The sequence below is a fragment of the Corynebacterium sp. Marseille-P8863 genome, from assembly GCF_946902955.1.
Taxonomy (GTDB): Bacteria; Actinomycetota; Actinomycetes; order Mycobacteriales; family Mycobacteriaceae; genus Corynebacterium; species Corynebacterium gottingense.
In genome coordinates this window covers 115112-127920 of the sequence record NZ_CAMPQC010000004.1, presented here as the reverse complement: position 1 = coordinate 127920, position 12809 = coordinate 115112, and the positions used below count along the sequence as shown (strand labels likewise).

At 65.3% G+C, this 12809-nt stretch carries 11 protein-coding genes; 5 read left to right on the top strand and 6 right to left on the bottom strand.

The features are described from left to right. Positions 1 to 371: 371 nt before the first annotated feature. The 4 genes from gap to secG all read left to right on the top strand — a co-directional run bounded on the left by gap (position 372) and on the right by secG (position 3856). The gene (gene gap / locus OVO38_RS04540) at positions 372 to 1382 is read left to right on the top strand and encodes a type I glyceraldehyde-3-phosphate dehydrogenase (RefSeq protein WP_267207848.1); all 1011 of its coding nucleotides are present in this window, start codon (positions 372 to 374) and stop codon (positions 1380 to 1382) included. Positions 1383 to 1487: 105 nt separating this feature from the next. Further along, complete coding sequence (locus OVO38_RS04535) at positions 1488 to 2705, top strand: phosphoglycerate kinase (RefSeq protein ID WP_095276449.1); 1218 nt, start codon at positions 1488 to 1490, stop codon at positions 2703 to 2705. Positions 2706 to 2731: 26 nt separating this feature from the next. Continuing rightward, the gene (gene tpiA, locus OVO38_RS04530) at positions 2732 to 3514 is read left to right on the top strand and encodes a triose-phosphate isomerase (protein WP_095553725.1); all 783 of its coding nucleotides are present in this window, start codon (positions 2732 to 2734) and stop codon (positions 3512 to 3514) included. Between the two features lie 105 nt (positions 3515 to 3619). Then, entirely contained in the window at positions 3620 to 3856 is a 237-nt protein-coding gene (secG, locus tag OVO38_RS04525) for a preprotein translocase subunit SecG (protein ID WP_095276455.1), read from the top strand. 92 nt (positions 3857 to 3948) lie between these two features. Here secG and pgl read toward each other — a convergent pair whose 3' ends face one another. From pgl to tkt, 5 genes are all read right to left on the bottom strand, one after another. After that, on the bottom strand, positions 3949 to 4683 hold the full coding sequence (gene pgl, locus OVO38_RS04520; RefSeq protein WP_267207847.1) for a 6-phosphogluconolactonase: 735 nt from the start codon (positions 4681 to 4683) through the stop codon (positions 3949 to 3951). Between the two features lie 22 nt (positions 4684 to 4705). After that, entirely contained in the window at positions 4706 to 5662 is a 957-nt protein-coding gene (locus OVO38_RS04515) for a glucose-6-phosphate dehydrogenase assembly protein OpcA (RefSeq protein ID WP_267207846.1), read from the bottom strand. Between the two features lie 16 nt (positions 5663 to 5678). Then, positions 5679 to 7226 carry a glucose-6-phosphate dehydrogenase gene (gene zwf / locus OVO38_RS04510; protein ID WP_267207845.1) on the bottom strand — a complete coding sequence of 516 codons (1548 nt, stop codon included), beginning with the start codon at positions 7224 to 7226 and terminating at the stop codon, positions 5679 to 5681. Between the two features lie 53 nt (positions 7227 to 7279). After that, complete coding sequence (gene tal / locus OVO38_RS04505; protein ID WP_095276764.1) at positions 7280 to 8371, bottom strand: transaldolase; 1092 nt, start codon at positions 8369 to 8371, stop codon at positions 7280 to 7282. A gap of 108 nt (positions 8372 to 8479) precedes the next feature. Beyond that, entirely contained in the window at positions 8480 to 10561 is a 2082-nt protein-coding gene (gene tkt, locus OVO38_RS04500; protein ID WP_267207888.1) for a transketolase, read from the bottom strand. 236 nt (positions 10562 to 10797) lie between these two features. Between tkt and OVO38_RS04495 the strand changes: the two genes are divergently transcribed. Continuing rightward, entirely contained in the window at positions 10798 to 11829 is a 1032-nt protein-coding gene (locus OVO38_RS04495; RefSeq protein WP_370511785.1) for a heme o synthase, read from the top strand. Here the strand turns inward: OVO38_RS04495 and OVO38_RS04490 are convergent. Next, a complete protein-coding gene (locus OVO38_RS04490) occupies positions 11826 to 12785 on the bottom strand; it encodes a zinc-binding dehydrogenase (protein WP_095276475.1) in 960 nt (319 codons plus the stop codon). The two genes, OVO38_RS04495 and OVO38_RS04490, sit on opposite strands and share 4 nt — an antisense overlap. Positions 12786 to 12809: the final 24 nt, after the last annotated feature.

The following is a 12809-nucleotide window of genomic DNA, read 5'->3' as shown; positions in this document are numbered from 1 at the left end:
ATCATCTTTCTGAAGTTCGAGAGGTGGAGGGGGAGCGGTCGCGATTGCTGTGCTGAAGGCGTGTAGCTGGGAGGAGGAGGGGGCGGTCGGAATGTCAACCGGGCGCAAAACCCACACCGGTATTGGGGAAGTTACCCCCGGATCTTCGTCCGATTGTGTCCGGTTGTTGTGGGGTTGACGAGAAGCGGAAAGGTCGATGCGTGGTTGTTGGTCCGTCGCTACACTGGAGTTCGACAGGCCAGGAAGTGAGCCAATGGACGGCATCGGCGCAGGTGAAGCGCCCCGCCGAACGAGGTTCCGCTTCTCAGACCTGACCGTATGAGGTGCGCTGCATCTCAACCGACACGACTCAACAAGAGGAGTAATTTACAGTGACTACTCGTATTGGCATCAATGGCTTCGGTCGCATCGGCCGCTCTGCATTCCGCATCATCCAGGACAAGTTCCAGGGCGAGCTCGAGGTTGTCAAGATCAACGACCTGACTGACAACGAGACCCTCGCTCACCTGATGAAGTACGACACCGCTTACGGCCAGTTCGGCCACGATGTTGAGTTCGACGAGAACTCCATCACCGTCGACGGTCGTCGCATCGAGGTCTCTGCTGAGAAGGACCCGGCCGACCTGGCTTGGGGCGAGGCTGGCGTCGACATCGTGCTCGAGTGCACCGGCGTCTTCCGCTCCGGCGACACCGCAAAGGCTCACATCGACGCTGGCGCGAAGAAGGTCATCATCTCCGCTCCGGGCAAGAACGTTGACGGCACCTACGTGTGGGGCGTGAACAGCGACTCCTACACCAACGATCAAACTGTCATCTCCGCCGCATCCTGCACCACCAACTCCCTGGCTCCGCTGGCCAAGGTGCTGGACGAGGAGTTCGGCATCAAGTCTGGCCTGATGACCACCGTTCACTCCTACACCGGTGATCAGCGCCTGCAGGACGCACCGCACAAGGACCTGCGTCGCGCCCGCGCTGCAGCTCAGAACATCGTCCCGACCACCACCGGCGCTGCAAAGGCAGTCGCCCTGGTGCTCCCGAACCTCGAGGGCAAGCTCGACGGCTTCGCAATGCGCGTGCCCACCATCACCGGCTCCGCAACCGACCTGACCGTCCAGCTGAACAAGGACGTCACCGCTGAAGAGGTCAACGCTGCAGTGAAGAAGGCTACCGAGGACGAGGTTCTCGGCACCGCAATGCAGTACTCCGAGGAGCCGCTGGTTTCCTCCGACATCATCGGCAACACCCACGGCGCTATCTTCGACGCTGGCATGACCCGCGTCATCGACGGCAACCTGGTGAAGGTCATCTCCTGGTACGACAACGAGTGGTCCTACACCTCTCAGTTCGTGCGCATGACCAAGCACGTCGCTGACAACCTGTAAAACTAGGTACAGCGGATGAGCCCGGTGTGTGCGCATGCGCATGCACCGGGCTTTTCAGCACCCGAGAGACCCCTTAATAAACACGACATACTCAAGGAGACAACAATGGCAACGCAGACGCTCAAGCAGCTTCTCGACGAAGGCGTGGAAGGCCGCCACGTTCTGGTCCGCTCCGACTTCAACGTCCCGCTCGACGAGGACGGCAACATTACTGACCCGGGCCGCATCGACGCGTCCCTTCCCACCCTGAAGGCACTGCTTGACGGCGGCGCCAAGGTGATCGCCATGGCCCACCTCGGCCGCCCGAAGGGCGAGGTCAACCCGAAGTTCTCGCTGAAGCCCGTCGCTGAAGCGCTGTCCGAACGCCTCGGTCAGTTCGTTGCTCTCGCCGGCGACGTCTCCGGCGAAGATGCGCACGAGCGCGCCAACGGCCTGACCGACGGCGAGATCCTCCTGCTGGAGAACGTACGCTTCGACCCGCGCGAAACCTCCAAGGACGAGAACGAGCGCGGCGAGTTCGCGGCCGAGCTCGCAGCGCTGGCCGCCGACAACGGCGCCTTCGTGTCCGACGGCTTCGGTGTCGTCCACCGCGCCCAGGCGTCGGTCTACGACGTCGCACAGAAGCTCCCTGCATACGCCGGCTACCTGGTGGAGAAGGAAGTGTCCACGCTGTCCTCCGTCAAGGATGACCCGGCCCACCCGTACGTGGTTGTCCTCGGTGGTTCCAAGGTCTCCGACAAGCTCGGCGTCATCGAGGCGCTCGCAGCGAAGGCAGACAAGGTCGTTATCGGTGGCGGCATGTGCTACACCTTCCTCGCAGCGCAGGGCCACAACGTCCAGGAGTCGCTGCTGCAGGAAGACATGATCGACACCTGCAAGGAGCTCATCGAGCGCTACGGCGACAAGCTCCTCCTGCCGGTCGACCTCTCCGCCGCTGAGAAGTTTGACAAGGACGCGGAGACGAAGATCGTGGACCTGGACGGCATCCCGGAGGGCTGGATGTCCCTGGACATCGGCCCGGAGACCGCGAAGAAGTACGCCGCCGCTATTGAGGACTCCAAGACTGTGTTCTGGAACGGCCCGATGGGCGTCTTCGAGTTCCCGAAGTTCTCCGCCGGCACCAAGGCTGTCGCAGAGGCAATGATCGCTGCGACCAAGAACAACGACTCTTTCACCGTGGTCGGCGGCGGCGACTCCGCAGCGTCCGTGCGCACCCTCGGCCTGGATGAGGCGGGCTTCTCCCACATCTCCACCGGCGGCGGCGCTTCCCTCGAACTCATCGAGGGTAAGGAACTGCCGGGCGTCGCAGTCCTGTCCAAGTAACCAAGCCGAAACGATAGGAGAAATCCATGGCACGTAAACCACTCATCGCAGGCAACTGGAAGATGAACCTCGATCACCTCGAGGCGATCTCCAGCGCTCAGAAGCTTGCCTTCGCGTTCCCCAAGGACGGCTACGAGCTTGTCGACGTCGCACTGACCGTTCCGTTTACTGACCTGCGTTCCATCCAGACCCTCGTTGAGGGCGATAAGCTGCAGATCACCTACGGTGCGCAGGACGTCTCCGCCAACGACAACGGCGCCTACACCGGCGAGATCTCCGCCACCATGCTGGAGAAGCTCGGCTGCACCTGGGTTGTCGTCGGACACTCCGAGCGCCGCCAGTACCACAACGAGTCGGACGAGCTCGTTGCCGCGAAGGCGAAGAAGGCCCTCGACCACGGCATGTCGCCGATCGTCTGCGTCGGCGAGCCCCTCGAGGTCCGTGAGGAAGGCAAGCACGTTAGCTTCGTTGAGGACCAGACCCGTGCCTCCCTGGCCGGCCTGACCACCGAGGAACTATCGCGCACCGTCATCGCCTACGAGCCCGTGTGGGCCATCGGCACCGGCAAGGTCGCGTCCGCCGAGGACGCGCAGGAAGTGTGCCACGCCATCCGCGAGCTCGTGCGCGAGCTTGCCGACGATGCCACCGCCGACGGCATCCGCATCCTCTACGGCGGTTCCGTTAAGGCCAACACCGTCGCCGAGATCGTCGGGCAGGCTGACGTCGACGGCGGTCTGGTCGGCGGTGCTTCGCTCAACGGCGAGGACTTTGCCAAGCTGGCCGCTGCGGCAGCAAACTCGGTCCAGTAGGCGCCGTGCAGCAGACCGCATGGTCGCTGCACGGGGCGCGTTCCCCATGGTGTACGATTTAGCAAGTTCACCAACATCCCATTTGAAAGTGGAGGATCGTCCCGCATGACGTTGGCTTTGGAGATCGTGCTCGTAATCGCGTCGGTGCTTGCGACCGTGTTCGTCCTGCTCCACAAGGGCAAGGGCGGCGGCCTGTCCAGCCTCTTCGGTGGTGGCGTGCAGTCCAACCTGTCCGGTTCCACCATCGTGGAGAAGAACCTGGACCGCTACACCATCATCATCTCGCTGATCTGGGTGGCGTGCATCATCGCGCTCAACCTGATCCAGACCTACTCGGCGTAGCGCGCACAAGCACGTAGCAATACGGCACAGACCACGGGCCCCTTCCAGCAAACAATGCTGGGAGGGGCCCGTGGCGTCGGTAAGCGCTTTGCTTAAAGCATCGAGGCGGCGTCGTCGGAGACAAAGAGCACCGTCTCCGCGCGGCCCTGCGCGCCGGCGGCCGGCCACTCCTCGGCCGGCGCACCGTGCGCGACGTGGGACGCGGCCTCCGCCTTCTCCGCTCCAGCAACGAGCAACCACACTCGCTCGGCGCTGCGCACTGCCGGCAATGTCAGTGTCGCGCGCTCGGCCGGTGGCTTGGGCGAATCGGTGACGGCGAGCGTGGTGCGCGTGTCCTCGCGCACGGCGTCGGTGTGGGGAAAGAGCGAATTGATGTGACCCTCGCCGCCCATGCCGAGGAGGTGGAGATCGAACCCTCGCGGGGCGTGCTGGGCCACCGTTGACGCGTACTCGCGCACCTGGTCCGACATGTCACCGCCGTCCAGGCCCCAGCCGTGGATACGCTCGTCGGAGACGTTCACCTTGCTCAGCAGCGCAGCGCGGGCCTGTCCCTCGTTGGAGTCGGGGTGAGTGGCGGGGACGTTGCGTTCGTCGCCGAAGAAGAACTCGACGCGGTTGAAGTCGATGTCCTTCAGCGTTGCCATGGCGCTGAGCAGCTCGATGCCTGCGGTACCGCCGGTCAGGACGACGCGCGCCACACCGTCGCCGTGGATCCCGCCGGCCGGGTCAGCCTGAATACCCCGCAGCAGGTCGGCGAACTGCTCCGCTGCCGCGGCAACCAGGGCACGACGGTCGGTGAACTGGGAAACGGCCACGTGTGCTGGCACAATCGGCCTCCTTCTGATGTGGTTACTGCTCTGTTGCGCGAGTCACGCCGGACAGCCCCCGGAGGGCGCGCGCGTAGGTGACATCGTTGTCCAGGTGGCGCAGCTCCTCGGCAAGGCACTCCGCGTCGGTCCGCGCACTCAGTGCCACGTAGGAGTCGGGGCTTCCCGGAACGGTGATGCGGGCCGTGTTGTCGTCGACGACCTCGATTGCCACGTCGCCCCCGCCACAATGCAGCGCGAGCCGCGTGATGGGTGCGCCGTGCGCTGCGGAGTCGTTCGTGGAGACGCTGGTGGAGTCGCCGGTACCGCGCGTCACGTCGACGTTGAGGCACGCGGCGAGCCAGCCGGCGGCGATGTCCACGGAAGGATCGTCAGCAGCACCGTCAATGTGGACGGATTGCACCGGGTCGTCGTGGTAGCGGTCCAGCGCGGAGGCGACGGCCCCGCGCCACGGGGTGATGCGGGACCACGCGAGGTCGGAGTCGCCAGGCTGGTAGCCGTCCGTACGGGCGCGGAGTTGGTCCCCGGAGGCATCGGAGTGGGCGTTGGTGATGCGGCGCTGCGCGATGCTGCCCAGCTCCGCCTCCTTCGGGCGGGACGGTGCCTCGTTTGGCCACCAGGCCACAATCGGCGTGTCCGGCAGCAGCAGCGGGGTGACCACGGCGCCGAGGTGGTGCGTGAGGTCACCGAAGAGGCGCATGACGACCATTTCGGACGCGCCCGAATGCGCGGCCACGATGAGGTCGGCGTTCATGCTGGTGGGCGCGGTTTCGTCGCCAAGCAAAAGCACGAGCACGCGGGCGGGGTGCTCGCGGGTCGCGGCGCGCACCGTCTCAAGGATCGTGTCGGAGTCCTCGGTGTCGCGTGCGGCAACAAGGAGGGTGAGCACGCGACCCGAGGACAGCGAGAAGTTTTCTTGCGCTTGGATCAGCGCGTTGGCGATCTGGCTGGTGGTGGTGTCCGGGAGTGAGATGATCACAGCCGCAAATCCTTTCTTAGGGGCGCCGCCAGACGCGGCCGTCTTTTTCCAACATATGGTTCGCCGACGCCGGACCCCAGGTGCCGGCCTCGTATTCGTCGGGGCGGCCTTGCTGGGCCCAAAAGTTGAGGATCGGGTCGAGGATCTCCCAGCTGCGTTCCACCTCGGCGTTGGTGGGGAAGAGGCTCGATTCATCCAGCAGCGCGTCCAGGATGAGTCGCTCGTAGGCTTCGGGCGACTGCTCGGTGAACGCCTCTGAGTACGCGAAGTCCATGTTGACGTCGCGGACTTCCAGGCCCACGCCCGGCACCTTCGAGCCAAAGCGCATGAGCACGCCCTCGTCCGGCTGGATGCGGATCACCACGGCGTTGTTGGTGAGCAAGTTCGTCTGGTCCGGGTAGAAGGGCTGGTACGGCGGCCGCTTGAACACCAGCGCAATCTCGGTCACGCGTCGGCCGAGACGCTTGCCGGTGCGCAGGTAAAACGGCACGCCGGCCCAGCGGCGCGAATTGATCTCCAGGGTGCAGGCCGCGAAGGTCTCGGTCTCGGAGTCCGGGTCGAAGCCCTCCTCGTCGCGCAGGCCCACGACTGGTACGGAGCCCTGCAGCCCGGCGGTGTACTGGCCGCGGGCGGTCGTCTCCTCGAACGGTCCGGTGGGCGAGGTCGCGCGCAGCACCTTGAGCTTTTCCGAGCGCAGCTGGTGCGGGGAGAAAGACGTCGGCTCCTCCATCGCCACGAGCGCGAGGAGCTGGATGAGGTGGTTTTGGATCACGTCGCGCGCCGCGCCGATGCCGTCGTAGTACCCGGCGCGGCCGCCCAGCCCGATGTCCTCGGCCATGGTGATCTGGACGTGGTCGATGTAGTGCGAGTTCCAGATCGGCTCAAACATCTGGTTGGAAAAGCGCAGCGCCATGATGTTCTGCACCGTTTCCTTGCCCAGGTAGTGGTCGATGCGGAACACGGCGTGCTCGGGGAAGACGGTGTTGACCACCTTGTTCAGTTCCTTTGCCGAGGCGAGGTCGTGTCCGAACGGCTTCTCAATGATCACGCGGCGCCACTGCCCGTCTCCGGGGTGGGCCATGCCGCAGCGGTCCAGCTGGTGGATCACGTTGGCAAAGAACTCCGGCGGCACGGAGAGGTAGTACGCCCAGTTTCCGGCAGTGCCCTGGCTCCGGTCCATCTCCGCGAGGACGGTGGCGAGCCGATCGAACGCGGTGTCGTCGTCAAATGCCCCGGAAACGAAGTGGATTCCTTCCGCCAGGCGGTTCCACACGTTGGTGTTGAACTTGGTTCGCGAGCGCGCCTCGACCGCCTCGCGGACATAGTCCTCGAAGTCCTGCTTGCTCCAGTCGCGCCGACCGAACCCGACGAGGGCGAATCCGGCCGGCAGGAGGCCGCGGCTTGCAAGATCGTAGACGGCGGGAAGGAGCTTCTTCCTGGCCAGGTCACCGGTGACCCCGAAGATCACCAGGCCAGATGGTCCGGCAATACGGGGCAGCCGCTTATCGACGGCCGACCGCAGCGGATTACCTCGCTGTACCTGCGCGTCTCTCTTTTCGATCACCTTTGTCGCGTCTCCTTTTGCGTACCGCTGCCGGAACAATGAACCCTTAGAGGTTAGCTGTTGAGCTTCGTTTCAGTGGAGTCGAGCAGGTCCTGCCACGCGGTGACGAACTTCTCCACGCCCTCGCGCTCCAGCACCGCGATGACATCGTCCATGTCGATGCCGACCTGCTCCAGACCGTCGAAGACCTGCTTCGCCGCCTCGTCGCCGTGCGTCAGGGTGTCGCCCTTGAGCTCGTCCATCTCGTTGACGGCGTCGATTGTGCCCATTGGCATGGTGTTGACCGTGTCCGGGCCGGCGAGCTCGACAACGTACATGTTCTTGGGGTACTCGGGGTTCTTCACACCGGTCGACGCCCACAGCGGGCGCTGCTTGTTGGCCCGCGGCGGTAGCTCGTCCAGGTCGTTGAAGGAATCGAGGAAGAGGCGGTAGGCCAGGCGGGCGTTGGCGATGCCCGACTTACCGCGCAGCGTGAGGGCCTCGTCGGTACCGATGGTCTCCAGGCGCTTATCCACCTCGACGTCCATGCGGGAGACGAAGAAGGAGGCGACGGAGTGGATGTGCTCCACGTCGTGCCCGTTCTTGGCGGCGAGCTTGATGCCCTCCTTGTAGGCGTCGATGACCTGCTTGTAGCGGTCGACCGAGAAGATCAGCGTGACGTTGACGCTGATGCCCTCGGACAGGGCCGTGGTGATCGCCGGCAGCGACTCGTCGGTGGCCGGGATCTTGATCATGGCGTTGCGGCGGCCGACCTGCTTCCACAGCTCGCGCGCCTGCGCAATGGTCTTCGCCTCGTCGTGGGCGTAGCGAGGGTCGACCTCGATGGACACGCGACCGTCTCGGCCGTTGGTGTCCTGGTAGATGGGGTCAATAACGTCACAGGCCTGCTGGACGTCCGCGATGCTCATTCGGTACACGGCCTCCTCGGCGGAGACGCCCTCCTTTCGCAGCTCCTCGAGCTGGCGGTCGTAGTCGCCGCCGGCGGAGATTGCCGCGGAGAAGATCGACGGGTTGGTAGTGATCCCGAGGATGTTTCGCTCGAGGAGGAACGTCTCGAAGTTCCCCTGACCGTTGAGCAAGTCGCGGGAGAGATCGTCCAGCCAGACGGAAGTGCCGATGTCATAAATGCGGTTGGTTGCAACCATGTTGTCGTGTGCCACGATGCGGTCCTTTCTCCAGGGCGCCAGGTCGCCAGATACGACTGCGACCTGGCGTAGCTGATGTGTGCGATGTGGGTGGGTAAAGAGACAGAGCTACTGTGCAGACTTCGCGGACTCGATCGACTCGCGGGCCGCGCGCAGCACGTGCTCGGTGGTGAAGCCGAAGCGCTCGAAGAGCTCCGCGCCCGGTGCGGAGGCGCCGAAGTGCTCGAGGGAGACGTTGCGGCCGTGGTCGCCCGTGAAGCGGTGCCACGGCATCGCGGTGCCTGCCTCGACGGACACGCGTGCCTTGACCTCCTTGGGCAGGACCTGCTGCTGGTACTCGTCGGACTGCTCGAGGAACCAGTCGATGGACGGCATGGACACCACGCGGGCGGCGACGCCATCCTCGGCCAGCAGCGCGGCTGCCTCGACGGCGTACTGCACCTCCGAGCCGGAGGCGATGAGGATGACGTCGGGGGTCGGCGCGGTGGCGTCGACAAGCACATAGCCGCCCTTGGCCACGCCTTCGAACGCCTTCTCCTTCGTGCCCTCGAGCACCGGGAGGTTCTGGCGCGACAAGGCGAGTGCCTTCGGCTGCTCGCGGCCTTCCAGCGCGGCGATCCACGCAGCCGAGGTCTCGTTGGCGTCCGCCGGGCGGATGACGGCGAGGTCCGGGATAGCGCGCAGTGCGGTGAGCGTCTCTACCGGCTGGTGGGTCGGGCCGTCCTCGCCGAGGCCGATGGAGTCGTGGGTGAACACGTAGTAGCCGTCGATGCCGGACAGGGCGGCCACGCGGATGGCGGGGTAGAGGTACTCGGAGAAGATCAGGAAGGTACCGCCGTAGACACGGGTGCCGCCGTGCAGGGCGATTCCGTTCATGATGGCGCCCATCGCGTGCTCGCGGATGCCAAAGTGGAGGTTGCGGCCGTACGGCTCGGCAGTGAACTTGTTCGTGGTGATCGCCTCAGGGCCGAAGGACGGCGCGCCCTTGATCAGCGTGTTGTTGGAACCGGCCAGGTCAGCGGAGCCGCCCCACAGCTCCGGGAGCGCGGCCGCAGCGGCTTGGATCGCCGCCTCGGACGCCTTGCGGGTAGCCAGGCCCTTGGCGTCGGGCTCCCAGGTGGGGAACTCGGCCTTCCAGTTCTCCGGCAGCTCGCGCGCGGAGAGACGGTCGAACAGTGCCTTGCGCTCCGGGTTGCGAGCAGCCCAGTCATCGAAGCCCTGCTGCCACTCCTCGCGCACTGCGGCGGAGCGCTCGGCGAGCGCGCGGGTGTGGGCGATCACGTCCTCTTCCTCGGGGAAGTCGACGTCGGTGTCAAAGCCGAGCTCTTCCTTGACCAGCTTGATCTCCTCGGAGCCGAGCGCGGCACCGTGAGCGGCACCGGTGTTCTGCAGATTCGGGGCCGGGAAGCCGATCACCGTTTTGAGGCGGATGATGGTCGGCTTCGCGGTTTCCGCCTTAGCCTCTTCGACGGCGCGCTCAATTGCTGCGACGTCCTCTCCGGACTCAACGGTGATGGTTTGCCAGCCGTAGGCTTCGTAGCGGGCGAGCACATCCTCGGTGAACGCGATCTGGGTGTCGTCCTCGATGGAGATGCGGTTGTCATCCCAGAAAAGGATGAGGTTGCCCAGCTGCTGCGTGCCCGCGAGCGAGGACGCCTCGGAGGTCACGCCCTCCTGCAGGCAGCCGTCGCCGGCCACGACGTAGATGAAGTGGTCGAACGGGCTCTGGCCGGCCGGGGCCTCGGGATCGAACAGCCCGCGCTCGCGGCGCGCGGCCATCGCCATACCCACAGCGGAAGCGAGGCCCTGGCCCAGCGGGCCAGTGGTGATCTCGACGTGCTTGGTGTGGTTGTACTCCGGGTGGCCGGGAGTCTTGGAGCCCCAGGTGCGCAGCTGCTTCAGATCATCCAACTCCAGGCCGAAGCCGCCGAGGTAGAGCTGCACGTACTGGGTCAGCGAGGAGTGGCCGTTTGACAGGACAAAGCGGTCGCGGCCGACCCAGTGCGGGTCGGTGGGATCCAGGCGCATGACGCGCTGGAAGAGCGTGTAGGCCAACGGAGCAAGCGACATAGCGGTGCCGGGGTGGCCCGATCCGCAGCGCTCAACAGCATCCGCAGCGAGGATTCTGGCGGTGTCCACCGCGCGCGTATCGGTCTGCGTCCAGTCGTCCGGGTAGTTCCGGACGGTCATGGCTTGAAGTTCCGGGGGCAGCGTCGACTGTGTCACAGTTTCCTCATTCATTGGGTTGGCATTACTTCTCGGCTCCGGCAAAGGGCCGGGCACCCGTCTTAGTGTAGTCACCCGGCGGTGCGCCGTGTGCGGGCAGCGTATTTTGAGTCACTGCGGTGAGCGTCCACCAATCCGCCCACACCGGCCGTAAGGAGTGCGTGTCCGATTGGGCGCAGTGCAAGGTTAGGGCTAACATCATCCAAAGGAATGATACGGGTGGAAAAACCGCAGGACGCTTGCGAGCGTATCCCAACACGGCCGCCCACGAAGCAGTTGCGCCGACGGCGGCGCGGACAACACGCTGTAAGGAGAAGTTTTTGGAGACCGTGAAGGCGTATTTCGCATTGACGAAGCCGAGGGTCATTGAACTTCTCTTGGTAGCCGCCATCCCCGCGATGCTGCAGGCAGATCGCGGCACCGTCCACGTGTGGCTGATCCTGGCGACCCTGCTCGGTGGATGGATGGGCGCGGGCGCTGCCAACGCCTTCAATATGGTCGCTGACTACGACATTGACCAGAAGATGGGTCGTACACGCGCGCGCCCGCTAGTGCGCGCCAAGGTGACCAAACACCGCGCTGCGGTATTCGCCTGGGTCTTGCTCATCGTCAGCGTGCTCTGGCTCGGGCTCGTGTGCGGGTCATGGTTGGCAGCGCTGTTCATCATCTTCACCAACTTCTTCTATATCTTCATCTACACGAAGTGGCTGAAGCGTAAGACCTGGCAGAACGTCATCTGGGGTGGCGCTGCGGGCTGCATGCCGGTCCTCGTCGGCTGGGCTGCGATCCGGGACAACGTGCACGACGGTTCACCGGACCGCTGGTGGCAGGCGATCGTCATGTTCCTCATCATCTTCTTCTGGACCCCGCCGCACACCTGGGCGCTGGCCATGAAGTACAAGGACGACTACGCCCGCGCAGAAGTCCCGATGCTGCCGGTGATCGCGTCCCCGCAGGAGACGACGCGCCAGATCGTCATCTACTCCTGGTGGACGGTCATCGTCTCCCTCGCGCTCGTCCCGGCGACGTCCTGGATCTACCTCGTCGTGGCGGTGGCGTCCGGCGCCGCGTTCCTCGTCATGGCCACGCGCCTGCACAAGGGCGTGCGCCGCGGCGAGAACGTCAAGCCGCTCAAGCTATTCATCCTGTCCAACAACTACCTCGCCGCGCTCTTCCTCGGCCTCTCTGTGGACGCCGTGCTCGGCCTGCCGACGATCGGCGGCCTCTTCTAAGCGCGCAGCAGCACACTCCCAACGCGCTGGGCATCCGCGAGCGCCTCGTGCGCGGCGTCCGCCTCGGCGAGCGAGAACACCCCGCCGATAGGGAAGCGCAGCGTCGCATCCTCGACGGCACGCGTGACCGCTTGGGACCGCAAGCGAAACTCGTCCGCAGTGCGCGTGTACCAGTCTAACGAAGGGGCGGTAAGGAACAGCCCCCCATGCTCGTCGAGTTCGTTCAGGAGCGCGTCTGCGCTCCTCCCAGCCGCGAGCACCGAGCCGCCGACGGCGCAGATCAGGCCAAGCGGTCGGCAGGCCTGCAGCGCCAGGTCGAAGGGGTGGAGCGCCTCGGGCAGAGGCGGTTGTGACGCCTCGATAACGACGTCGACGCCGCTGCCGCTGTTGGCCTCGCAAATACGTTGCGCCGCGTCAGGGAAGTAGCGGAAGACGCCGGTCGCGCCGGCGTCGTACGCCAATTCCTCCTCGTGTGCCGTTGAGACCACTGAAAACACCGTGCCGCCCAATCCCGCTGCCAGCTGGGTCACGGCGAGGCCGAGCTCGCCGCCTCCGCCTGTGACCACCATGGTGTCGCCGTCCGTGGTGTCGCGGACGCCGTGGAGGAGTGCGTGCGCCAGTATGCCGGGAGCGAGCATGCACGCGGCGACCTCACCGTCGATGGATTCCGGGACGGCGGCGATCCGGTCCCGGTGGACGACAACCTGCTCTGCGTACGCGCCCTGCGCGTCGAAGAAGGCGACGAGCGTGCCAGCGGCGATCTCACCGACAGGGTCGTGAGCCACGCGCCCGCATCCTGCAGCACCGGGGATGCCGGTGCCGGGGGCGGGAGTGGGGTCGCGTTGGACGTGGGCGTAGGTGACGTCGATAAGCACTTGCTCGGGTGTGGGAACTGGGGGATCGACGCGAGTGAAACGGAACGGCCCGCCGGGGGAATCGCTGATGATGGCGTGCATAGCCAAAGCGTACCCCGGCGGGCG

Bases quoted from the DNA above. Each gene is read 5' to 3' on its own strand.
- tkt (WP_267207888.1), bottom strand. From the start codon at position 10,561: ATGACCGTCCGGAACTACCCGGACGACTGGACGCAGACCGATACGCGC.
- OVO38_RS04490 (WP_095276475.1), bottom strand. From the start codon at position 12,785: ATGCACGCCATCATCAGCGATTCCCCCGGCGGGCCGTTCCGTTTCACT.
- secG (WP_095276455.1), top strand. From the start codon at position 3,620: ATGACGTTGGCTTTGGAGATCGTGCTCGTAATCGCGTCGGTGCTTGCG.
- OVO38_RS04535 (WP_095276449.1), top strand. From the start codon at position 1,488: ATGGCAACGCAGACGCTCAAGCAGCTTCTCGACGAAGGCGTGGAAGGC.
- tal (WP_095276764.1), bottom strand. From the start codon at position 8,371: ATGGTTGCAACCAACCGCATTTATGACATCGGCACTTCCGTCTGGCTG.
- tpiA (WP_095553725.1), top strand. From the start codon at position 2,732: ATGGCACGTAAACCACTCATCGCAGGCAACTGGAAGATGAACCTCGAT.